Genomic DNA, 21,982 nt, shown 5'->3' with positions numbered 1-21,982 from the left:
TCACGGCAGCTGGTCGCGGCGGCGGGTGAGCGCGGCGACCTCGGCGGTGTTGCCCGCCAGTTCGATCGCCCGGTCGTAGGCCGCGCGGGACTCCCCGCTGCGGCCCAGCCGCCGCAGCAGGTCGGCGCGGGTGGCGTGGTAGGCGTGATAGCCCGTCAGTGCGTCGTCCAGGCGGTCGACGGCGGCCATGGCCACCTCCGGGCCGTCGAGCTCGGCCACGGCGATGGCCCGGTTCAGGGCGACGACGGGCGAGGGGTCGATGCGGACGAGCTGGTCGTAGAGGGCGACCACCTGCGACCAGTCGGTGTCCCGCACGTCGCGCGCGTCGGTGTGCACGGCGTTGATCGCGGCGAGGAGCTGGTACCGGCCCGGCGCCTCGCCGGACGCCAGGCGCTCGCGGACCAGCCGGTGCCCCTCCGTGATCAGCGCCGCGTCCCAGGCCCCGCGATCCTGCTCGCCAAGGGCAACCAACTCGCCGCTCGCGGAGACTCGGGCGGTCCGGCGCGCCTCACTCATCAGCATCAGCGCGAGCAGGCCCGCGACCTCGCCGTCCTCGGGGAGCAGTGTGCGGAGCAGGCGCGTGAGTCGGATCGCCTCGGCGGTCAGGTCCTGTCGGACGGGATCGGTGCCGGGGCCGGTCGCGAGGTACCCCTCGTTGAAGACGAGGTAGAGGACGGCGAGAACCCCCGAGACCCGTCCCGGGAGATCCGCCGCGGCCGGCACCCGATAGGGGATCCGGGCCGCCTTGATCTTGTCCTTCGCCCGGGTGATCCGGCGCGCCATCGCGCCCTCCTGGACGAGGAACGCGCGGGCGATCTCGGCCACGGTCAGCCCGCCGAGCAACCGCAGCGTCAGCGCGACCCGGGCGTCCGCGGCCAGCGCCGGGTGGCAGCAGGTGAAGACCAGTCGGAGCCGCTCGTCCTCGACGGCACCGAGCGGTTCGGGCGCCTCGTCCTGCCACATCCGGGCCTCCCGTTGTTTGGCGTCCCGCTTGTCCTCGCGCCGGATCCGGTCGATCGCCTTACGCTGGGCCGTGGTCGTCAGCCAGGCCCCGGGGTTGGGCGGCACGCCGTCCACCGGCCACCGTTCGACGGCGACGGCGAACGCCTCGGCGGACGCCTCCTCGGCAACGTCGAGATCCCCGAATCGCCGGGCCAGCGCGGCAACGACCCGAGCCCACTCCTCCCGTTGGGCCCGGGCCAGCGCCTCCTCGACGTTCACAGGAACGGTCGCACCTCGACCTTGCGGTTGCAGGCCTTCGAGCCACCGGCGGCGAGCTTGAGGGCGACGTCGAGGTCCGGCGCCTCGATGATCCAGAACCCGACGACGTACTCCTTCGACTCCACGAACGGCCCGTCGGTGACCAGCGGCTCCCCGCCACTGCGGTTGTCGACCACGGTGGCGTTGTCGGTCACCCCCAGGCCACCGGCGAAGACCCAGTACCCGTCGGCCTTCATCTGCTGGTTGAACACGACGATCGCGGCCTGCTCGGCCTCGGTGGCGTTCTCGCCGCTGTCGTGGATCACGTTGAGCAGGTACTGCATCTCGACTCATCTCCCGCACTGTTGGGGACGCCCCTCGCAGGCGACCTCTCACCCTTACTACGAACGCCCCCGCTCCGATCGGACACCACTCTGCGGATTCTGTAGTTTTGGGTCATGACCGATGACCGTCCCCAGCTGGCCCCGGAGGAGATCTCCCGGCTGCGTGCCGTCGCGGACGAGTTGTCCGAGGTCGCCGCGCGCCAGCAGGAGCACTGGAAGGTCGAGATCACCGACGGTCAGGTCACCGTCATGATGATGAGTCCCAGCGGGCAGCACGGGGCCAACGTGATCCGGCTCCGCCGCCAGATCGAGCAGCAGGACCCCGGCGTGGCGGCGTTCTCCGACACGGACACCGAGGATCCGGTGACGGGCCTCCGCAAGGTGCCGGACCTGATGGTCGTGCCCGAGTCAGAGGTCGACTCCGTCGGAGCGCGGGTGAGCAGTCGCGTCGTGCTGCTCGCCGTCGAAGTCGTCTCCCCGGGCAACCCGCGCAATGACCTCGAGGTCAAGGCCCGGGACTATCCGGTGATGGGCGTGCCGTGCTACCTCGTCGTCGATCCCCGGAAAGGCGCCGGAACGGTCTACTCCGACCCGTCGCAGGGGCCCGACGGCGTGCGGTACCGCAAGGCCGTGCCCTTCGCCTTCGGCGACCGCATCGCCGTGGGCCCGTGGAGCATCGACACCTCGGGCCTGCGGAGGTATGAGGACTGACCGCCGCGCGGAACGGAAAGGCCTCCCTGCCCTACAGCTTGGTGTACATGATGTGCAGCCCGACGTAGCCCTGCGTCGGGTGGTGGAAGCCCTCCGGGATCGTCGTCATGATCTCGAAGCCGAGGGACTCGTACAGGTGGACCGCATGGACGTTGGTGGCCGCCACCGCGTTGAACTGGACGCCGCGGAAGCCCTGCTCGCGGGACCAGCCGAGGAGGTAGCGGCAGAGGGCCCCGCCGACGCCGCGGTGGTGGTGGGCGGGGTCGACCATGAAGCTGCCGCTGGCGATATGGGCGCCCGGGCCCATCTTGTTGGCGTACATGTTCGCGGTGCCCAGCACCAGGCCGGACCGGTTCACGGCCACCACGACGTGGCCCGGAGGGCGGACCATCCACATCGGGCGGCCGGTGGCCTCGTCGAGGTCGGTCGGGTAGGTGAAGGTCTCGCCGGCCGCCGTGATCTCGTGGAAGAACGGCCAGATGGACGCCCAGTCGGCGTCCGTCGCTTCGCGGATCTGCATGGCGCGATCCTGCCACCGCGACCCGCCCGGGCGCGCGGTGGTTTTCCTCCCCGCTCCCGCCGGGACAGAATGGCGCCGCACGTATCCAGCGAGAGAGCGGTAACCAAGAGTGACACTGTCGATTGAGCAGACCATCGCCGAGGAGCTCGGCGTCCGTCCCGCACAGGTGCAGTCCGCCGTGGAACTGCTCGACGGAGGGGCGACCGTCCCCTTCATCGCCCGGTACCGCAAGGAGGCGACGGGGTCCCTGGACGACGCCCAGTTGCGCACCCTGGAGGAGCGCCTGCGCTACCTGCGGGAGATGGAGGAGCGCCGCGCCGCGATCCTGGAGTCGATCCGCAGCCAGGGCAAGCTGGACGACGCGCTGGAGGCGCAGATCCGCGCGGCGGACTCCAAGGCGCGGCTGGAGGACATCTACCTCCCGTTCAAGCCCAAGCGCCGCACCAAGGCGCAGATCGCCCGCGAGAACGGCCTGGAGCCGCTCGCCGAGGCGCTGCTCGCCGACCCGACCCGTGACCCGCAGGCGGAGGCCGCCGCGTATCTCGGGGAGAACGTCGCCGACGCCGCCGCCGCGCTGGACGGCGCCCGCTCGATCCTGGTCGAGCGCTTCGCCGAGGACGCCGACCTGATCGGCGCGCTGCGCGAGCGCATGTGGGGCCGCGGCCGTCTCGTGGCGAAGGTGCGCGACGGCAAGGAGCAGGACGGCGCCAAGTTCGCCGACTACTTCGACTTCGCCGAGCCCTACGTCAAGCTCCCCTCCCACCGCGTCCTCGCGATGCTGCGCGGCGAGAAGGAGGACGTGCTCGAGCTGACCATGGAGCCCTACGCCGACGAGGCGGACGCGGAGGCGCCGGGCGGCTACGAGGCCAGGATCGCCAACCGGTTCGAGGTCGCCGACCGCGGCCGCCCGGCCGACAAGTGGCTGCAGGACACCGTCCGTTGGGCGTGGCGTACCCGGATCCTGGTCCACCTCGGCATCGACCTGCGGCTGCGTCTGCGCACCGAGGCCGAGGAGGAGGCGGTCCGCGTCTTCGCCGCGAACCTGCGCGACCTGCTGCTGGCCGCGCCCGCCGGCGCCCGCGCCACGCTCGGTCTGGACCCGGGCTACCGCACCGGCGTCAAGGTGGCCGTCGTCGACGCGACCGGCAAGGTCGTCGCCCACGACACGATCCACCCGCACGTCCCGGCCAACAAGTGGGACGAGTCGATCGCGACGCTCGCCAAGCTCTGCGCCGCGCACAAGGTCGACCTGATCGCCATCGGCAACGGCACCGCGTCGCGCGAGACGGACAAGCTGGCCCTGGACCTGATCAAGCGTCACCCCGAGCTGAAGCTCACCAAGGCCGTCGTCTCGGAGGCCGGCGCCTCGGTCTACTCGGCCTCCGCGTTCGCCTCGCAGGAGCTGCCGGAGCTCAACGTCGTGATCCGCGGCGCGGTCTCCATCGCCCGTCGGCTCCAGGACCCGCTGGCCGAGCTCGTCAAGATCGACCCGAAGTCGATCGGGGTGGGCCAGTACCAGCACGACGTCTCCGAGACCAAGCTGTCGCGCTCGCTCGACGCGGTGGTCGAGGACTGTGTCAACGGCGTCGGCGTGGACGTGAACACCGCCTCGGCCCCGCTGCTGACCCGGGTCTCCGGCATCGGCGCCGGGCTGGCCGACAACATCGTCGCCCACCGCGACGCCAACGGCCCGTTCCGCAGCCGCAAGGAGCTGAAGAGCGTCGCGCGGCTCGGCCCGAAGGCCTTCGAGCAGTGCGCGGGCTTCCTCCGCATCCCCGGCGGCGACGACCCGCTGGACGCCTCCAGCGTCCACCCCGAGGCCTACCCGGTCGTGCGCCGGATCCTGGCCAGCACGGGCGGCGAGCTGAAGACGCTGATCGGTGACGGCGGCAGGCTGCGCACGCTCAAGCCGTCCGACTTCGCCGACGACACCTTCGGCGTGCCGACGGTGCAGGACATCCTGGCCGAGCTCGAGAAGCCGGGCCGCGACCCGCGTCCGGCGTTCCGCACGGCGGAGTTCAAGGAGGGCGTCGAGAAGCTCGGCGACCTGGAGCCCGGCATGGTGCTGGAGGGCACGGTCACCAACGTGGCCGCGTTCGGCGCGTTCGTCGACATCGGCGTGCACCAGGACGGTCTGGTCCACGTCTCGGCGCTGTCGAAGACCTTCGTCAAGGACCCGCGCGAGGTCGTGAAGTCCGGCGACATCGTTCGGGTGAAGGTGCTGGATGTGGACATCCCGCGCAAGCGCATCTCGCTGACGCTGCGTCTGGACGACGACGCGCAGACGGGCGCGTCGGGCGGCGGTTCCGAGCGCGGCGGCCAGCGCCGTGAGCGCGGTGAGCGGGCCGACCGGGGCGAGCGTGGTGACCGCGGCGGGCAGCAGCGTGGCGGCGGCCAGGGCGGCCAGGGCGGCCAGCGTGGTGGCCAGGGTCAGCGGGGCGGCCAGGGCGGCCAGGGCGGCCAGCGTGGTGGCCAGGGCGGTGGCGGCGGCCAGCGGGGTGGCGGCGACCGTCGTCCCCCGGCGCCGCGTGACGGCGGCGGCGCGATCAACAGCGCCATGGCTGACGCGCTGCGTCGCGCGGGGCTGGCGAAGTAGCAGTTCAGCGCGGGTTGGATGGGACCGTCAACCTTGCCAGCGATCGATGGCTCATTGATCCCTGGTGGCGATTTGGCGGATTGACGGTCCTCCAGCTCGTAGGATGATGCGCGAGGCCCCTCCCGTCCCCCCGTGCGGCAGGGGCCTCCTTGCATGAACGGCCTACGCTTCGCGCAGCGCTCGCCTGAATGGTGTCTAAGCTTCGCGCAGCCACGCCGCCGCGTCCGGCGGCAGCAGGCCGTCGGTGAGATCCACGCTCGCCAGCAGCACCTCCGCATCCTGAGGCAGCGTCACCGGCTCCGCGCCGAGGTTGGCGACGCAGCGGAAGCCGTCCGTCCGGGCGAATTCCAGCACCTTGGGCGCGCTGGGGCGCCACTCCAGTGGGCCGTCGCCCAGGCCCGGCAGCGCGCGGCGCAGCCGCAGCGCCTCCCGGTAGAGCTCCAGGTGGGAGGCGGGGTCGCCGCTCTGGGCCGCGACCGACAACTCCCGCCAGCCGTCCGGCTGGACGTCCAGCCAGGGCGCGGCGGAGGCGCGGGTGGGGCTGAAGCCGAAGGGCTGCTCCTCGCCCTCCCAGGGCAGCGGCACCCGGCAGCCGTCGCGGCCCCGGTCGACGCCGCCACTGCGCAGCCAGGTCGGGTCCTGGCGAAGCCCGTCCGGGATGTCCTCGACCTCCCACAGGCCCAGCTCGTCGCCCTGGTACACGTACGCGCTGCCCGGCAGGGCCAGCATCAGCAGGGCGGCCGCCCGCGCGCGGCGCGTGCCGAGGGCCAGGTCGACCGGCAGCCCGTGGCGCGTGGCCCGGTCGAAGTCGTACGAGGTGTCGGTGCGGCCGTAGCGCGTCACATGACGGGTCGTGTCGTGGTTGGACAGCACCCAGGTGGCCGGCGCGTCGACCAGCGCGTGCGCGTGCAGCGTCGCGTCGATCACCTCGCGGAACGAGCCCGCGTCCCAGGGGGAGCGCAGCAGCGGGAAGTTGAAGGCGGTGTGCAGCTCGTCCTGGCGCAGGTAGCGGGCGAAGCGCTCCGGGTCCTGCTCCCACAGCTCGGCGACGAAGGCGCGCTCGCCCGGGTAGGAGTCGAGCAGCTTGCGCCAGGAGCGGTAGATCTCGTGCACACCCTCCTGGTCCCGCCACGGGTGCGGGTCGTGGTGGTGGCCCGCCGTGTCGGGCAGGCCGTCCTCCTTGATCAGGTGGTCGGTCACGTCGATCCGGAAGCCGTCCACGCCGAGGTCCAGCCAGAAGCGCAGGATGCTCAGGAACTCGGCGCGGACCTCCGGGTGCTCCCAGTTCCAGTCCGGCTGCTCCGGCGCGAACATGTGCAGGTACCAGGACCCGTCGGCGGTCCGGCTCCAGGCCGGACCGCCGAAGTGCGAGGGCCAGTCGTTCGGCGGTAGCTCCCCGTCCGCGCCGCGCCCGGCGCGGAAGTGGAACAGCTCCCTCTCCGGCGCGCCCGGCCCGGCCGTCAGCGCGGCCTGGAACCACGGGTGCTGGTCGGAGCAGTGGTTGGGCACCAGGTCGACGATCACCCGCAGTCCGAGGCCGTGGGCCTCGCGGATCAGCGCCTCGGCCTCGTCCAGGGTGCCGAAGGCGGGATCGATGTCACGGTAGTCGGCCACGTCGTAGCCGCCGTCGGCGAGCGGTGAGACGTACCACGGCGACAGCCACAGCGCGTCCACGCCGAGCCCGGCGAGGTGGCCGAGCCGCGACCGCAGCCCGGCGACATCGCCGGTCCCGTCCCCGTTCCCGTCGGCGAAACTGCGCGGATAGACCTGGTAGATGACGGCGCTTCGCCACCACGGGGTGGCCTGGCCCTGGGCATCCTCGGAAGTCGGCACCCACCCACCATGCATCACCCGCCCCGGCGGGAACAGCCCCTTCTCAGGCGCCGGAAGTGATCACGGAGACCAGTTCGCCACCGGTCAGCGCGCGCCCGCCGATGCCCCAGGCGCCGTCGGGGGCGTTGAGGATGTTGATCCTGACCCGCGCCCGCTACGCGGTCGGCGGTTCCAACGGTGGGCGTGCGTCCGCGGTCAGTTCGGGGGCGTAGAGAGTGGCCAGCGGCTCGGGGCCCGCGTAGCGGCGGCAGGTGCACTGGGCCGGTGCCTGGCCCTTCGGCCTGCCCTCGCCGTCGGTTCCACCCTTGCGCTTGACCTCGGCGTAGCAGCGGCCGTCGTGCAGGTCGTGGTAGGCGAGGTGGTGCCCGCAGCCGCAGACCGGTTCCGGGCCGCGCAGCGCCTTCTCCTGCTCCTCGCGCCGGTCCTTCCGCAGCCGCCGGACCCGGTCCAGTGCCCCGTTGACGGCGTACCCGCCCGCCATCACGACGACCGCGATGCTGATCGCGTCCATGATCCCCCCGTTGCCCCCGTATCAGGTGAGCAGACTCTAGGCCTGCTCCTGGCTCAGCGTCGAGCCTGAACGGGCCTTGCGGACCGCCAGCTGCTGCGGGATGCGGTCCCGCAGCTCCGCGACGTGGCTCACGATGCCGACCGCGCGGTCCCGCTCGCGCAGCGAGTCCAGCACGGACATGACCTCCTCCAGGGTGTCCGGGTCGAGCGCGCCGAAGCCCTCGTCGATGAAGAGGGTGTCCAGTGGCATGCCGCCCGCCTCGTCCGTGACGACGTCCGCGAGGCCGAGGGCCAGCGCGAGGGAGGCGAAGAAGCTCTCGCCGCCCGAGAGGGTGGAGGTGTCGCGGTACTGGCCGGTCCAGGCGTCCAGCACCTGGAGGCCAAGACCCGAGCGGGCGTTGCCGCGGACCCGGGCGTCGGTGTGCTCCAGCGTGTAGCGGCCGCCCGACATGATCCGCAGCCGGGCGCCCGCCGCGGCCGCGACCTGCTCCAGGCGGGCGGCGAGCACGTAGTTCTCCAGCGACATGCGCAGCTCGTTGCTCTTGCTGGTGCCGGCGACGAGCTGCGACAGCTCCGTCGCCGTGGCCAGCTCGACCGCGTACGGACGCAGGCGCCGGAGGTCGTCCGCCAGGCGTGCGCCGAGGCGGGCGAGGTCGGCGAGACGCGCCGAGGCACCGCGCTCCGCGGCGTGGGCGTCCAGCAGGGTGCGCTCGGCCGCCCGGTCGGCGGCGCGTGCCGCCGCGACGTCCGCGGCGGGGAGCGCGGCCGCCGCCGTGAGCTCCGGGTCGCCCACCTGCTCGCGGGCGCGGGCCAGGCGCGCGGCGTGGGCCTCCACCGTGGCCCGCAGCGCCTGCGTCTGCGCGGGGGAGAGCGCGGCCTCGTGCGCCTCGGCCGGATCGGCGAAGCCGGCCGCCGCGCACTCGCGCTCGGCGGTGGTCCGCGCCGCCTCCGCCGCGCGCGTGGCAGCCGCCGAGGCCCGCACCGCGTCGGCGGCCCGGCCCAGCGCGCCCGCCTCCCGCTCCAGCTGCGCGATGCGCGCCGCGATCGAGGGTGCTCCCGCGCGGGCCCGGGCCAACCGGGAGTCCAACTCGGCGCGCTCGGCGGCGAGCCGCACCAGCACCTCCTCCGCCGTCGCGGCGGCCGTCTGCGCCGCGGCGAGTTGCTGCCCGCGCCGCTCGTGCTCCCGCTCCAGCCGGTCCAGCCGCTGGGCGGCGTCCAACGCGGCGGCCTCGGCACGCTCGGCCGTCTCACGCTCGGCGCGCAGGCCTGCCGCCTCGGCGAGCAGCTCGGCCCGGGAGCCGACGCCCGCGCGCGCCTCGGCGGCGGAGGACTCGGTGGCGAGCCGGGCGAGTTCGGCGCCCGCGTCCGCGACCTGACGTTCGATCGCACGGAACGCCTGCTCGGCCACCCGTTCCTGGTCCGGCGTCACCTGGTCCGGCGCGGCGACGGCCGGGGCGGGGTGCTCCGTCGCGCCACAGACCTCGCAGGCGGTGCCGGGCCGCAGCCACGCCGCCAACTCGGCGGCCATGCCCTCGATCCGGCGCTGCTTGAGGTCGAGCCATCTCTCCTGCGCCTCGGCGGCGCGGGTACGCAGCGCCAGATGGCGCTCCTGCGCCTCCTCGTGCCGCGCACGCAACGCGTCCCGCCGCGCGGCGGCGTCGGCCCGCTCCTCGGCCGCGTGCAGCTTCTCGTCCAGCCCCTCCCGCTTCGCGGCGACGTCCCGCGCCGCGTCCACGGCCTGCTGTGCCTCGGCCCTCACCCCGGGCCAGTCGGCCAGCCACGCGGCGGCCTCCTCCCGCGCCTCCTCGGCCGCCCCGAACCGGCGCTCCGCCCGCGCGGCCTCCTCCCCGGCAACCTCGAACCGCCGCTCAGCCTCCACCAGCGCGCGCAACTCGCCCACCGCCCCCAGCGCCTCCCGCTCGGCGGCGCGCAGCGCCTCGGCGTCCAGTGGCGGCCCACCCAGTGCCGCCAACGCGTGCTCGCGTTCGGACGCCGCGCGGGACGCGTCGTGGCTCGCCTCCGCGTACTGGCGCAGCACCGGGGCGACCGAGGCGGCGTGGTCGGCGCGCTTGAGGCGGGACTCGCGGTCCCGCTGCTCGGGTTCGGCCGCCGCCAGGCGGGCGAGGGCCTCGACGGCGTGGCGGTGTTCCTCCTGCCGGGCGGAGAGGGCCTCCACCGCGCGGAGGCGGGACTGGAGGGCCGCGCGCCGCTCGCTGACGAGCCCGTACCGCACCACGGTGACCTCGTGCCGCAGCACGGCCTGCTCCCGCAGGGCCGCGGCCCAGGCCGACACGGCGTCAGCCGGCGTCTCCGGCTCGGGGGTGGGGAGATCCGGGGCCCCGGCCGCCTCGTGCAGGCGCTCCACCGACGCGGCGATGTCGGCGCGGACCGACTGCGTCTCCTTCTCGCAGCGCTGCCGGTGTTCGGCCAGCCACGCCTCGACGTCCCCGAAGCGGCGGGTGTCGAACAGCCGGCCCAGCAGCTCGCGGCGCTCCTGCGCGCCGGACTGCAGGAAGCGGGCGAAATCGCCCTGGGGGAGCAGCACGACCTGGGTGAACTGGTCCCGGCTCATGCCGACGAGATCGAGCAGCTCCTGGCCGATCTCCTGGTGCGAGCCGCTGCGCGGCCGCCAGGCGTCGTCCTCGGCCGACCACTCGCTCAGCAGCGTCTGCGCCTTGACGGGGGTCAGGCCCGCCCCGCGCTGCTTGGGGCGCAGCTGCTCGGGGCTGCGCTGGACCAGCAGCCGGCGGCCCCCGAGGGTGAGCTCCAACTCCACCCTGGTCAGCACGGACGCGTCCGCGTGGTCGCTGCGCAGCCCGCGTCCGGCCCGGCCGCGGCTGCCCGGCACCGAGCCGTAGAGCGCGAAGCAGACGGCGTCCAGGACGCTGGTCTTGCCCGCGCCCGTCGGCCCGGTGAGCAGGAAGAGACCGCCGGAGGCGAGCGCGTCGAAGTCGACGCGCTCCCGGTCGCGGAACGGGCCGAAGGCCGTGACGGTCAGCTTGTGCAGCCGCATCAGATCTCCCCGCCCGCGGCGCGCGCCGCCGCCTCCACCGCCGCGACCAGCAGCGTCGACTCCGCCTGGGTGGCCGCCGCCCCGCGCACGTGCCGGACGAAGCCGAGCGCCACCGCGCCGTCGTCCCGCCCGCGGACCCGCTCGCCGTAGCTGCTCAGGCCGTCGTCCTCGCGGCCCTGCGGCTCGAAGGCCAGCTGCAGCGTGTGCGGGAACCGCACCCGCAGCCGCTCCATGGCCTGCGGCGGACGCGCCGCGTCCGTCAGGGTGACCTGCACCCAGCACTCCTCGGCCGCGTCGAACTCGTCCGCCGTCAGCAGCCGCTCCAGCTCCCCGCGGATGCGGGTGAGGCGGCGCGGCACCGGGCAGTCCACCCGCTCGGCGCTCAACTCGCCCTGCGGGCCCAGCTCGACCAGCCACATCGACTTGCGGTGGTCGGCCTCGGAGAAGGAGTACGCGAGCGGCGAGCCGCTGTAGCGGACCCGCTCGTTGATCGTCTGACACCCGTGCAGATGGCCGAGGGCGGCGTAGTCCACGCCCTCGAAGACCGACGCCGGCACGCTGGGCACCCCGCCGACCGCGATGTCGCGTTCGCTGTCGCAGGCCTCGCCGCCGATGACGAAGGCGTGCGCGAGCACGATCGAGCGCACGCTCGCGCCGTCCGCCCGCCGCTCCGCGAGATCCGCCCGGACGGCGTCCATCGCGGCGGTCAGCACGGCCGTGTGGCTCGCCTCCGGCGCGCCGAGCCGCTGCCGCACCAGCGCGGGCTCCAGGTAGGGCAGCCCGTAGACCGCGACCGGCCCGTCCGCGTCCGCCAGGACGACCGGCTCCGCGACGGCGGCCGGGTCCGGCGCCGTGCGCAGGTGCACCCCGGCGCGCGCGACCAGCCCCGCGCCGACCCCGAGCCGCTGCGCGCTGTCGTGGTTGCCGCTGATCAGCACGACCGGGACGGCGAGCTCGGCGAGCGCGTGCAGTGCCTCGTCGAACAGCTCCACGGCCCCGAGGCTGGGCACGGCGCGGTCGTAGACGTCCCCGGCGACGAGCACGGCGTCGACCCGCTCGTCCGCCGCGGTCTGCACGAGGTGCCGCAGAAAGGCGCGTTGGGCCGGGAGCAGGTTCTCGCGGTGGAGCGAACGGCCCAGATGCCAGTCGGAGGTGTGCAGGAAGCGCATGGCTCACGACAGTAACCGCTGCCACTGACAGCGAATTGCAACCCCCCGTTCAATCTGTCCGCTCAGGCTTCTCCCAGCTTCCGCCCGGCTCCCGTTCAGGCTTCGCGCAATGCCTCCACGAATCCGGCCGCCACCGCGTGCTGCAGGCGCGCCGAACGGGCGCGGGCGATCGGTCCGGAGAGCGGTTTGGGCGGTGGGAAGTAGAGCAGCAGATAGGCGTCCATGACCCCGAGCGTCTGGGCCAGCGCGTCCGGTTCGTCGGAGTGACCCCGGACCAGCTGGTTGCCTATCGCGCGGGCCGGTCGCGGGTCGAACCGGTCCTGGTGCAGGGCGTCGCGCAGCTGCCCGGCCATGGGAGTGAGCAGCTCGGTGAGCTGATCGCGCGTCAGATCGGTCCGGGTCACCGGGAAGAGCGCGCGGCTCCAGATGGCCGCGAAGCTTCCGACCGCGGCCGGGACGTCTGAGGTTGATGGCACGGGGGAGAGGCTACTCATCGGATGATCGCCAAGTAAGAGGCGGGGTGATATGGCGTGGGCATATCACCAAGCATTCATGTGCCGTGCGAATGGCCCGTGCGGCCCCGACCTGGAAGTTCGGGGCCGCACGGGCCATTCGGACGCGATCTGTTCTTCTTCGTCAGCTCTTGATCGAGTGCTCGGCGACGGCTGCCGCCTCCGCCTCCGCGGCCTCCTCGACGGCCTCGACGACCTCGGCCGCCAGGACCGGCTCGTCCAGGACCGGCTCGGCGGCGGCCGAGCCGCCACCGGAGGCGACCGGCGCGGACGACGCCTTGGGGGCGCGGGTCAGGCCGAGCAGCGCGACCGGGACGGTGAGCAGCAGGGCGCACATGCCGATCACGAAGCTCAGCGTGAACTGGCTCTGCTGCGGCAGCGGCGGGACCCCGGCCGGCAGGCCGTGGATCAGCTTGGAGGCCAGCAGCGTGGTGACCACCGCCGAGGCGACCGAGCTGCCGACCGAACGGGAGATCGAGTTGATGCCGTTGGCGATGCCGGTCTGCTCGAGCGGAACGCTGGCGGCGATCAGGGCGGGCATCGAGGCGTAGCCGAAGGCGATCGAGGTGCCGGTCAGCAGGCCGGCCAGGATCACGCCGAGGCTGTTGCCGTGCGAGAAGGCCAGCCAGGCGAAGCCGGCCGCGCCGATGACCGCGCCGAGTGCCAGCGTGTGGCGGGCGCTGATCCGGCGGACCAGGATGCCGCCGACGGGAGCGGCGATCAGCGCGATCAGCGAGCTCGGCAGCAGGTACTCGACGGAGGCGCGCAGCACCGAGGCGGTGAAGCCGTAGCCGGTCAGCATCTTGGGCATCTGGACCAGGTAGGAGATGCCGATGAACTGCGCGAACGACGCGAAGCCGATGAACAGCCCGGAGAGGTTGGTGAAGGCGACCTGCCGGTGGGTGAACATCTTCATGTCCACCAGCGGCGATGCGACCTTGCGCTCGACCAGCACCCAGACGACCGCGACGACCACGGCACCGGCGAAGCAGCCGAGGGTCTTGCCGGAGCCCCAGCCCCAGTCGTGACCCTGGGAGATGCCGAGCAGCAGCAGGACCAGGAAGCCGGCCATGGTCAGGGTGCCGAGGTAGTCGATCCGGCCGCCCGCGGCGTGGCCGCGGTTGGGGACCAGGAGGACGACGGCGACGAGCGCCAGCAGCGAGAGCGCGGTGGAGACCCAGAAGACCGAGTGGTAGTTGGGGTTCGAGCCCTGGGTGAGCAGGCCGGTGATCACCAGCGAGAGGCCGGAGCCGAACGCCAGGGTGCTGCTGACCAGCGCCATCGCGCCGTGCAGCTTCTCGTGGGCGACCTGGTCGCGAATGATCGACAGGGCCAGCGGGAAGATCGCGGTGGCGGAGCCCTGCAGCACCCGGCCGACGATCAGCAGGGTCAGCGAGGTCGTGGTGGCGGCGAGCAGCGAGCCCGCGACCATGACCGCGAGGACGGCGATCAGCGTCTGCTTCTTGCCGTAGAGGTCGCCGACGCGGCCCAGCAGCGGGGTGAAGACCGCGGCGGAGAGCAGGGTGGCGGTGGTCACCCAGCTCACGCCGGAGCTGCTCGCGTGCAGGTCGTGCGCGAGCAGCGACAGGATCGGGACGACCTGGGTCTGGGCCATCGACACGACCATCGCCGCGAGGCCCAGGGCCAGGATCAGGGGCGTGCTGCCGCGCCGCGCGGTGGACGCGGGGGCGCTCGCGGACAGGGAGGTGCTCATCGAGCTGGGTCCTTCTGGGGCTAGATATTTCAGTACCTGAAGTTTCGTGTTGAAACTTTAGACAAGAAAGGTTTAGTAAGTCAACCTCTTGGGGTCTCCGTCCCCTACCCTGATGCGATGACGACTCGACCGTTCGACCTGCGGGCCGCGCGCGCGATGCGCGACGGCCTCGACCCCTACTACGCGGTGCTCGTGTTCAGCCCGGCCGCGGTGGGTGTCTTCGGCTCCCTCGGGCTCGACCCCTGGAGCGCGTACTTCGCCGGCCGCGCGGCGCCCCTGGGCGAGGCCTCCGAGGGTCTGGTGGAGGCTGTCTTCTTCCACTTCGAGCCCGGCATGGTCGCGGCGAACACCGCGAAGGTCCGCGCGGCGGGCGTCCCCGAGAAGCTGCTCGCGGTCCGCCTGGACGCCGCGGACGCGGCCCTGCGCGACACCCTCGGCGCGGAGGCCCTCGACTCGGCCGAGATGGCCGAGGCGGCGGAGCTCGCCGCCGAGGCCGCGGCGGCCTGCACCTCCGCCGGCCGTCCCCTCGGCGCGGCCAACGCCACGCTGCCGCTCCCCGAGGCGCCCCACCTCAAGCTCTGGCAGGCGGTCACCACGCTGCGCGAGTGGCGCGGCGACGGCCACAACACCGCGCTGCTGGCCTCCGGCCTGGACGCGGTCGAGGTCCTGGTCAACGCGGTCGCCACCGGCCACGAGCGCCGCTCCTCCATCCAGCCGCGGCGCGGCTGGTCCGACGCCGAGTGGGAGGCCGCGGAGCAGCGCCTCCACGACCGCCACCTGCTCACCGAGGACGGCGGCCTCACCCTGCGCGGGCGCGAACTCCGCGAGGAGATCGAGGACCTGACGGACCGCCTCGCCCTCGCCCCCTGGCGCGCCCTGGGCGAGCCCCGCACCCGCCGTCTCTACGACCTGGTCCTCCCCTGGAGCACGGCGATCGCGGAGCGTTTCCTCCGTGGCTACCAGCCGGAGCCGTACCCGACGGCCTGACCGCTCGGGCCTGTTCTCCCCACCCCTGGCGTGACGTCAAGGCGGCGCCAGGGGGCGCGTGGGAGCGCGGGGCCGTGGTCGCGCGCGGCCAGGCGCGTGCGCGGAGGGGGCGTGTCGATCCCGGGGCACGGGTAGGGACGGCGGCATATCCGGGACGCGGGTCCGTGCCGCGTCGCCCCGTCCGACTCGGAGGGAACCATGCGCATCCTCCTGCACGCCAGCGCCTTCAACAGCCTGACCCAGCGCCTCACGGTCGAACTCGCCTACCAGGGCCACCGGATCGCCGTCTCGCTCGACCTCGGCGGCGGTCCGAGAGGGGACGAAGAACTGCGGCAGGCGATCCACAGACACAGACCCGAGCTGATCGTCGCGCCCATGCTCACCAGCCGCGTCCCGCAGGACGTCTGGTCGCAGTACACGTGCCTGATCGTGCACCCCGGGCCGCCCGGGGACCGCGGGCCGTCCGCGCTGGACTGGGCGCTGGCGGAGGGTCGGCGCCGCTGGGGCGTGACGGTGCTGCAGGCCGTCGCCGAGCTGGACGCGGGGCCGGTCTGGGCCTCCGAGGCGTTCGACATCCCCGAGCACGCCGAGGCCGGCGGCATAGCCAAGAGCGACCTGTACCGCAACGAGCTGGCCGACGCCGCGTCAGCGGCGGTCCGGCGTGCGGTGGAACGTTTCGCCTCGCACCGGTTCGTGCCGGGGTCCGCCCCGGCGGCCACGGTGGCCCGGCCGTACTTCCGCCAGGAGCGGCGCGCGATCGACTGGACCGCGGAGGGGACCGACACCGTCGCCCGCAAGCTCCGCGCCGCCGACTCCAGTCCCGGCGTGCTGGACACGCTCGACGGCCGCGAGTACTACCTCTACGGCGGCCAGCCCGAGGACGAACTGCGCGGCGTGCCGGGCACTCTGCTCGCGACGCGGGACGGCGCCGTCTGCCGCGCCACGGTCGACGGCGCGGTGTGGCTCGGCGCGGCCCGCCCGCGCCGCGCGCCGGACGGGCCGCCGACGGCCAAGGCCCCGGCGGCGACGGTGCTCGCGCCGACGGGCCTGCTGCACGGGGTGCCGGAGATCGCCGCGCCACTGCGGTCGCACCACAAGCGGCAGACCTGGGCCACGATCCGCTACCACGAGCAGGGCAGCGTCGGGATGCTGCGGTTCTCCTTCCCGGGCGGTGCGATGAGCACCACGGACTGCCGCCGGCTCCTGGCCGCGTACCGCCACGCGGCCGCCCGCCCGACCCGGCTGCTGGTGCTCGGCGCGCACCGCGACGTGTTCTCCCACGGGATCCACCTCGGCGCGATCGAGGCCGCGGCCGACCCCGCGCGTGAGTCCTGGGCCAACATCAACGCCATGGACGACCTCGTCGAGGCGATCCTGACCACCCGTGACAAGCTCACCGTCGCCGCGCTCGGCGGCAACGCGGCCGCGGGCGGGCTGATGCTGGCGCTCGCCGCCGACGAGGTGTGGGTGCGCGGCGGCGCGGTGCTGAACCCGCACTACCGGCTGATGGGCCTGCACGGTTCGGAGTTCTGGACCTACACACTCCCGCGCCGCGTCGGCCGGGAGGCGGCGCGGCGGCTCACCGCGGACGCGCTGCCGATCGGCACGCAGCGCGCGCTCGACCTCGGCCTGGTCGATCGCGTCCTGGCCTGCCCGCCGGAGCACGTGCCCGACCACGTGGCCGAACTCGCCCAGGAGGTGGCCGAGGACCCACACCTGCCGCGCCGCCTCGCCGCGAAGCGCGTCGCCCTCCGCCGCGCCGAGGTCCGCCGACCGCTCGCCTGGTACCGCGCGGAGGAACTCGCCCTGATGCACCGCAACTTCTACGGCCCTGGCTCCCCGTACCACGCCCTCCGCCGTGCCTTCCTCCACAAGTCCCGCCCGGACGCCACCCCGGAACGCCTCCACCGCATCCCGGCCTGACGGCCGGCCTCCCGCGCGGTCAGCGCGAGTGGCGGGCGGTGCCGATGCGTTTGACCTCGCGTTGGACGCGGCGGTCCATGGCGAGGGCGAACTCGACGTCGACGACCGTGCGCGCCACGTCGCGGAGGCGGTCCAGGGCCTCGGCCAGGCGGGTGGGTTCGCCCGGGGGGAGCGGCTCGTCGAGGTCCGGGAGGAGCTGATCCACGATCAGTTCGACGAACTGGTCCGCCAGCGCGTCCGCGCTGGCGCGGACGCCGCGCGCGGTGGCGAGGACCGCCGCGAGCGGTACGCCCTCCGCGACCAGCGCGCCGGAGGCGTCCAGCAGGCGGCGGCTGACGTGGACGAGCTTGTCGCCCTCGTGCCGCAGGTAGCCGAGCTCCAGGGAGGCCGCCAGTGAGTCGGCGTCCACCTCGCCGGGGAACGTCGACGCCAGCTCCTCGACGCTGACCTCGACCTCCGTCTCCTGGGACCAGGGCGCGCCGATCGCGGCCTCCAGGCCGAGCAGCTCGGCGACGTCCTGGCCGGACTCCCACGCGGCGAGGAGCTCGGCGATGCCGCCCAGGGTGTGACCTCGTTCCAGCAGGTCGGCGATGACGCGCAGGCGCGCGAGGTGCTCCTCGCTGTACCAGGCGATCCGGCCCTCCCGGCGCGGCGGCGGGAGCAGCCGCCGCTCCCGGTAGAAGCGCAGGGTGCGCACCGGGATGCCGGCCGCGCGGGCCAGCTCCTCGGTGCGGTACTCGCGGGCCCCGGCCGGGGTGCTGCTGTCGTTCACACGTCGAGCCTAGCGATCGAAGCGATCGCCGGATCCGGGTGGCCGATCTGAGTACCCGTACTCATGCGGGGCCGGGCGGCCGCGCGCATCCTGCCGACATGGCCAACACTCCACCCGTCAGACAGCGGACCACCGGGGCGTACTTCGCCCAGGCGGTCATCTCGTTCGCCGTCGCCGTCAGCGCCATGGTCGTGGGCATCGCCTACCTCCATGCCGACGGCTGGATCCGGGCCTTCCTCGGGCTCGGCATGCTGTACCTGGTCACCTCCGCCTTCACGCTGGCCAAGGTCGTCCGCGACCGCCAGGAGGAGGACCGGTACGCCAACCGCGTCGACCAGGCCCGCCTGGACAAGCTGCTCTCCGAACACGACCCGTTCCGCGTGGACGCCCCCTGACCGGATTCATGCGCGCACCGTGCACAATGTGCGCCGTGAACGACCAGGAGAACGTCAACAACGACAGTCAGACCGAGGAAGACGAGGAGTCGCTGCTCCCCGCGTGGCTCCGGCGGACGGAGGGCGAGCAGCGCTGGTCGGTGACGGCCGCGCTGCTCGTCGCCGTCGTCATCCAGTGGTTCCTGCCCGAGCGCCTCAGCATCCACCCGCGCTGGCTGATGCCCGCGCTCGAACTGCTGCTGATGGCCGCGCTGGTGGTTGCCAACCCGCACCGGCACATCGCCAAGTCGGGCAACCGGGTCCGCGTGCTCGGCCTGCTGCTGGCCGCCGCCGTCAGCCTCGCCAACGGCTGGTCCGCGGTGCTGCTGGTGCGCGACCTGTTGCACGGATCCCAGGGCATCACGCCCGTCCAGCTGCTGCTGACCGGCGGCGGGATCTGGCTGACCAACATCATCGCCTTCAGCCTCTGGTACTGGGAGTGGGACCGGGGCGGCCCGATCGCCCGCGCGGACGGCGTGCACAAGCACCCGGACTTCCTCTTCCCGCAGATGCAGCAGGAGGGGATCGCCCGGCCGGACTGGGAGCCGTACTACATCGACTACCTCTACGTGGCCTTCACCAACGCCACCTCGTTCAGCCCGACGGACACCATGCCGCTCTCGCGCTGGGCGAAGATGCTGATGCTCTCCCAGTCGACGATCTCGCTGCTGACGCTCGCGCTCGTCATCGCCCGCGCCGTCGGCGTGCTCCAGTAGGTCCGCACCCCGAGGCATATGCCTCATTAGTTCAGCACACCTCGTTCACCGATGCGGCGCTTTTGCGAGAGTCCGCGTAATCGGGTGAATCCGCTCAGTAGCGTCCCAGTCCGTTCTGCCACACGCGTTACGGAGGGGACGCCGCATGGGCGCCATGGGGAGCATGACCGAGCTGGGATACGGCTGGCTGACGCCGATCCTGTCGTATCTGATGGCCGTCCTCGGGTCGGGCTTAGGGCTGCGCTGCATGGTGCGTGCGGTCGGCTCGACCGGGCGCGCCAAACGCAACTGGCTGATCACCGGCGCCTCGGCGATCGGTTCCGGCATCTGGACCATGCACTTCGTGGCGATGCTCGGCTTCACCGTCACGGGGACCGAGATCCGCTACAACGTGCCGCTGACGGTGCTGAGCCTGCTGGGCGCGATGGTCTGCGTCGGGCTCGGCGCGTTCGCGGTCGGCTACGGCAAGCACCGGTACCGCTCGCTGCTGCTGGGCGGCACCACGACCGGCCTCGGCGTCGCGGCCATGCACTACATCGGCATGCTCGCGCTCAACCTGCACGGCCGGATCGGCTACTCGCCGGCCGCGGTGGCGCTCTCCGTCGTCATCGCGATCGCGGCCTCGACCGCCGCGCTCTGGGCCGGGTTGAACATCTCCGGTCCGATCGCGGCTGCCGGGGCCTCGCTCGTGATGGGCCTGGCCGTCAGCTCCATGCACTACACCGGCATGGACGCGGTGTCCGTGCAGGTCCAGCCCGCCGACACGCCACTGCACGGCGCGACGCTGATGCAGTTCATCTTCCCGCTCGCGGTCGGGCTGGGTTCCTACCTCTTCCTCACCTCGGCGTTCGTCGCACTCTCGCCCACCGCGCAGCAGCGGGCCGCGAACGCCAGCGCCGAGGGGCTGCGTCACCTGCCGGCGGTGCCGCAGTGACGGCCCCCACGTCGACCACCGCGACCACCTCGTCCGGTTCCGGCGCGCCGACCCGCGCCGAGACCACCGCCGCCACCGGGACCACCGCCGGGCTCACCCCGCGGCCGCGTCCCGCGCACGCCGGACCCCCCGCCGACGAGGGGCGGCCCACCGCCTACCCCATTCGCCCGCTCGCGCTGCGCACGCGGCTGCGTCCCCGCACCGTCCGCGCGCGCATCGTCTCGCTGCTGATGGTGCCGGTCATCTCGCTGCTCGCGCTGTGGGGCTTCGCCACCGTCACCACGGCCCAGCAGATCGACTCGCTGGTGCGGCTCAAGCACGTCGACCAGACCCTGCTGCAGCCGATCGACGCGACCCTCTCCGCCCTCCAGGCCGAACGCACCGCCGCCCTCTCCTACCTGGCCGCGCCCAGCGCGGCCCGGCTGGACGCCTACGACACCCGGACCAAGGCCACCGACGCGGCCGTCGCCACCATGGGTCAGAACGTCCTGCGCGGCGAACCCGACGCGGTCGGCCTCGCCGCCGCGCTGCCGGGCCGGATCAGCGCCCTCGACACGGCCACCGGCTCGTTGCGCGGGCTGCGCACCCGCGTCGAAGGACGGCAGCTCGGCTGGGCCGACGCCGCGACGGCCTACGCCGGAGCGGTCGACAGCGGCTTCGGCGTCGTCGGCGCGCTGGCCGGCGTGCAGAACAGCGCCGTCGCCTCCGACGCGCGGGTGCTGCTGGAGCTCTCCCAGGCCCGCGAGATGCTCGCCCGCGAGGACGCGGCGGTGCAGGCCGGGCAGGCCGGCGGCCGGATGACGCCGGACCAGTTCCAGGAGTTCACCGGCGCGCTCTACGCCCGCCAGGCCTTCCAGGCGTCCGCCGCGCCCGACCTGCGTCCCGGCGACCTCACCGCCTACCAGCAGGTGACGGGCGGTCAGCAGGTCGTCGCGCTCGGACGGCTGGAGAGCGCGGTGCGCGCCTCCGACGGGGGCGCCCGCGCCGTCATGGCGGCCGGACCCGACTGGACCTCGACCGCGGGCGCGGTGCAGCAGCAGCTCGACACCGTGCTGACCGCGGCCGGCACCGCCGCGGGCGCCAACGCCGACCCCTACAGCCTCGGCGTGCTGACCAAGAACGGCGCCGCCGTCCTCTTCGGTCTGGCCGCGGTCGTCCTCTCCCTGCTGATCTCCGTGCGGATCGGCCGCGGGCTCGTCGTCGAGCTGGTCGACCTGCGCAACTCCGCGCTGGAGCTGGCCGGTCGCCGGCTGCCCGCCGCGATGCGGCGGCTGCGCGCCGGGGAGGAGATCGACATCGAGGCCGAGGCGCCCGTCGTGGAGGCGGGCGACGACGAGCTCGGCCAGGTGGGCGAGGCCCTCAACACGGTGCAGCGTGCCGCGCTCACCGCGGCCGTGGAACGCGCCGAGGTGCTGTCCGGCGTTTCCGGCGTCTTCGTCAACCTCGCCCGCCGCAGCCAGGTGCTGGTGCACCGTCAGCTCACCCTGCTGGACGCGATGGAGCGCCGCACCGAGGACCCGGCCGAGCTGGACGACCTCTTCCGGCTCGACCACCTCACGACGCGGATGCGTCGCCACGCCGAGGGCCTGATCATCCTCTCCGGTGCCGCGCCCGGCCGCGCCTGGCGCAAGCCGGTGCCGCTGCTGGACGTGGTGCGTTCGGCGGTCGCCGAGGTCGAGGACTACTCCCGCGTCGACGTGCGCCGGCTGCCCGGCGTCTCCGTCGTCGGCGCGGCCGTCGCCGACCTCACCCACCTGCTCGCCGAGCTGGTCGAGAACGCCACGGCGTTCTCGCCCCCGCACACCAAGGTGCTGGTCGCGGGCGAGCAGGTCGGCGCGGGCTACGCGGTGGAGATCGAGGACCGCGGGCTCGGCATGGGCAAGGAGGCCATCGCCGAGGCCAACCGCCGCATCGCCGACGCGCAGCAGGCGGATCTCTTCGACAGCGACCGGCTCGGCCTCTTCGTGGTCAGCCGTCTGGCCCGACGCCACGGCGTCCGCGTCTCGCTGCGGCCCTCCGCGTACGGCGGCACCACCGCCGTCGTCCTGCTCCCGAGCGCGCTCCTCGAGACGGGCCGCCAGCGCCGCCGCGCGC

Annotated in this window: 18 protein-coding genes; 8 read left to right on the top strand and 10 right to left on the bottom strand. The window is 73.5% G+C overall.

What is annotated here, in order from left to right; all coding sequences use genetic code 11:
* A complete protein-coding gene (locus tag DN069_RS15115) occupies window positions 1-1,221 on the bottom strand; it encodes an RNA polymerase sigma factor (RefSeq protein WP_111501500.1) in 1,221 nt (406 codons plus the stop codon).
* Window positions 1,218-1,544, bottom strand: coding sequence for a YciI family protein (locus DN069_RS15110; protein ID WP_111501499.1), 327 nt, complete (start codon window positions 1,542-1,544; stop codon window positions 1,218-1,220). Before DN069_RS15110 ends, DN069_RS15115 begins: the two co-directional genes overlap by 4 nt.
* 114 nt (window positions 1,545-1,658) lie before the next feature.
* Between DN069_RS15110 and DN069_RS15105 the strand changes: the two genes are divergently transcribed.
* Window positions 1,659-2,255 (top strand): Uma2 family endonuclease, encoded by a 597-nt coding sequence (locus DN069_RS15105; RefSeq protein WP_111501498.1) that lies wholly within the window; start codon window positions 1,659-1,661, stop codon window positions 2,253-2,255.
* Window positions 2,256-2,286: 31 nt separating this feature from the next.
* Here DN069_RS15105 and DN069_RS15100 read toward each other — a convergent pair whose 3' ends face one another.
* A complete protein-coding gene (locus DN069_RS15100) occupies window positions 2,287-2,775 on the bottom strand; it encodes a GNAT family N-acetyltransferase (protein ID WP_111501497.1) in 489 nt (162 codons plus the stop codon).
* A gap of 109 nt (window positions 2,776-2,884) precedes the next feature.
* Between DN069_RS15100 and DN069_RS15095 the strand changes: the two genes are divergently transcribed.
* Window positions 2,885-5,371: a Tex family protein gene (locus tag DN069_RS15095; protein ID WP_111501496.1), complete on the top strand. Its 2,487-nt coding sequence runs from the start codon at window positions 2,885-2,887 to the stop codon at window positions 5,369-5,371.
* Window positions 5,372-5,566: 195 nt separating this feature from the next.
* Here DN069_RS15095 and DN069_RS15090 read toward each other — a convergent pair whose 3' ends face one another.
* The 6 genes from DN069_RS15090 to DN069_RS15065 all read right to left on the bottom strand — a co-directional run bounded on the left by DN069_RS15090 (window position 5,567) and on the right by DN069_RS15065 (window position 14,122).
* Entirely contained in the window at window positions 5,567-7,204 is a 1,638-nt protein-coding gene (locus DN069_RS15090) for a glycoside hydrolase family 13 protein (RefSeq protein WP_243639250.1), read from the bottom strand.
* A 154-nt stretch (window positions 7,205-7,358) separates the two neighbouring features.
* Complete coding sequence (locus DN069_RS15085; RefSeq protein WP_111501494.1) at window positions 7,359-7,715, bottom strand: hypothetical protein; 357 nt, start codon at window positions 7,713-7,715, stop codon at window positions 7,359-7,361.
* A gap of 36 nt (window positions 7,716-7,751) precedes the next feature.
* Window positions 7,752-10,727 carry an AAA family ATPase gene (locus DN069_RS15080; protein WP_111501493.1) on the bottom strand — a complete coding sequence of 992 codons (2,976 nt, stop codon included), beginning with the start codon at window positions 10,725-10,727 and terminating at the stop codon, window positions 7,752-7,754.
* Entirely contained in the window at window positions 10,727-11,896 is a 1,170-nt protein-coding gene (locus DN069_RS15075; RefSeq protein ID WP_111501492.1) for an exonuclease SbcCD subunit D, read from the bottom strand. Before DN069_RS15075 ends, DN069_RS15080 begins: the two co-directional genes overlap by 1 nt.
* Before the next feature lie 95 nt (window positions 11,897-11,991).
* Window positions 11,992-12,372, bottom strand: coding sequence for a hypothetical protein (locus tag DN069_RS15070; protein WP_111501491.1), 381 nt, complete (start codon window positions 12,370-12,372; stop codon window positions 11,992-11,994).
* A 160-nt stretch (window positions 12,373-12,532) separates the two neighbouring features.
* Entirely contained in the window at window positions 12,533-14,122 is a 1,590-nt protein-coding gene (locus DN069_RS15065; protein WP_111501490.1) for an MFS transporter, read from the bottom strand.
* A gap of 117 nt (window positions 14,123-14,239) precedes the next feature.
* Here DN069_RS15065 and DN069_RS15060 point away from each other — a divergent pair, with 117 nt between their 5' ends.
* Together DN069_RS15060 and DN069_RS15055 are read left to right on the top strand one after the other, a co-directional pair.
* Complete coding sequence (locus tag DN069_RS15060) at window positions 14,240-15,109, top strand: SCO6745 family protein (RefSeq protein ID WP_111501489.1); 870 nt, start codon at window positions 14,240-14,242, stop codon at window positions 15,107-15,109.
* 198 nt (window positions 15,110-15,307) lie between these two features.
* Window positions 15,308-17,032: an enoyl-CoA hydratase-related protein gene (locus DN069_RS15055; protein WP_111501488.1), complete on the top strand. Its 1,725-nt coding sequence runs from the start codon at window positions 15,308-15,310 to the stop codon at window positions 17,030-17,032.
* 19 nt (window positions 17,033-17,051) lie between these two features.
* Here the strand turns inward: DN069_RS15055 and DN069_RS15050 are convergent, their stop codons facing one another.
* Window positions 17,052-17,804: a MerR family transcriptional regulator gene (locus DN069_RS15050; protein WP_111501487.1), complete on the bottom strand. Its 753-nt coding sequence runs from the start codon at window positions 17,802-17,804 to the stop codon at window positions 17,052-17,054.
* 98 nt (window positions 17,805-17,902) lie between these two features.
* Between DN069_RS15050 and DN069_RS15045 the strand changes: the two genes are divergently transcribed.
* The 4 genes from DN069_RS15045 to DN069_RS15030 form a co-directional block, all read left to right on the top strand.
* Window positions 17,903-18,199 (top strand): YiaA/YiaB family inner membrane protein, encoded by a 297-nt coding sequence (locus tag DN069_RS15045; RefSeq protein WP_111501486.1) that lies wholly within the window; start codon window positions 17,903-17,905, stop codon window positions 18,197-18,199.
* A 26-nt stretch (window positions 18,200-18,225) separates the two neighbouring features.
* Complete coding sequence (locus tag DN069_RS15040; RefSeq protein WP_424556286.1) at window positions 18,226-18,954, top strand: hypothetical protein; 729 nt, start codon at window positions 18,226-18,228, stop codon at window positions 18,952-18,954.
* Between the two features lie 154 nt (window positions 18,955-19,108).
* Entirely contained in the window at window positions 19,109-19,888 is a 780-nt protein-coding gene (locus tag DN069_RS15035) for an MHYT domain-containing protein (protein WP_111501540.1), read from the top strand.
* The coding region (locus tag DN069_RS15030) for a sensor histidine kinase (RefSeq protein WP_111501484.1) at window positions 19,885-21,982 on the top strand (2,098 nt) is incomplete at its 3' end. The genes DN069_RS15035 and DN069_RS15030, both read left to right, overlap by 4 nt.

Origin of the sequence: Streptacidiphilus pinicola (assembly GCF_003258295.1) — a bacterium.
Lineage (GTDB): Bacteria > Actinomycetota > Actinomycetes > Streptomycetales > Streptomycetaceae > Streptacidiphilus > Streptacidiphilus pinicola.
This window is presented reverse-complemented; position numbering and strand designations above follow the sequence as displayed.

Coding starts and splice junctions, on each gene's coding strand:
- DN069_RS15110 (WP_111501499.1), bottom strand. CDS start 1,544: ATGCAGTACCTGCTCAACGTGATCCACGACAGCGGCGAGAACGCCACC.
- DN069_RS15105 (WP_111501498.1), top strand. CDS start 1,659: ATGACCGATGACCGTCCCCAGCTGGCCCCGGAGGAGATCTCCCGGCTG.
- DN069_RS15100 (WP_111501497.1), bottom strand. CDS start 2,775: ATGCAGATCCGCGAAGCGACGGACGCCGACTGGGCGTCCATCTGGCCG.
- DN069_RS15085 (WP_111501494.1), bottom strand. CDS start 7,715: ATGGACGCGATCAGCATCGCGGTCGTCGTGATGGCGGGCGGGTACGCC.
- DN069_RS15080 (WP_111501493.1), bottom strand. CDS start 10,727: ATGCGGCTGCACAAGCTGACCGTCACGGCCTTCGGCCCGTTCCGCGAC.
- DN069_RS15075 (WP_111501492.1), bottom strand. CDS start 11,896: ATGCGCTTCCTGCACACCTCCGACTGGCATCTGGGCCGTTCGCTCCAC.
- DN069_RS15065 (WP_111501490.1), bottom strand. CDS start 14,122: ATGAGCACCTCCCTGTCCGCGAGCGCCCCCGCGTCCACCGCGCGGCGC.
- DN069_RS15060 (WP_111501489.1), top strand. CDS start 14,240: ATGACGACTCGACCGTTCGACCTGCGGGCCGCGCGCGCGATGCGCGAC.
- DN069_RS15055 (WP_111501488.1), top strand. CDS start 15,308: ATGCGCATCCTCCTGCACGCCAGCGCCTTCAACAGCCTGACCCAGCGC.
- DN069_RS15045 (WP_111501486.1), top strand. CDS start 17,903: ATGGCCAACACTCCACCCGTCAGACAGCGGACCACCGGGGCGTACTTC.
- DN069_RS15040 (WP_424556286.1), top strand. CDS start 18,226: ATGTGCGCCGTGAACGACCAGGAGAACGTCAACAACGACAGTCAGACC.
- DN069_RS15035 (WP_111501540.1), top strand. CDS start 19,109: ATGGGGAGCATGACCGAGCTGGGATACGGCTGGCTGACGCCGATCCTG.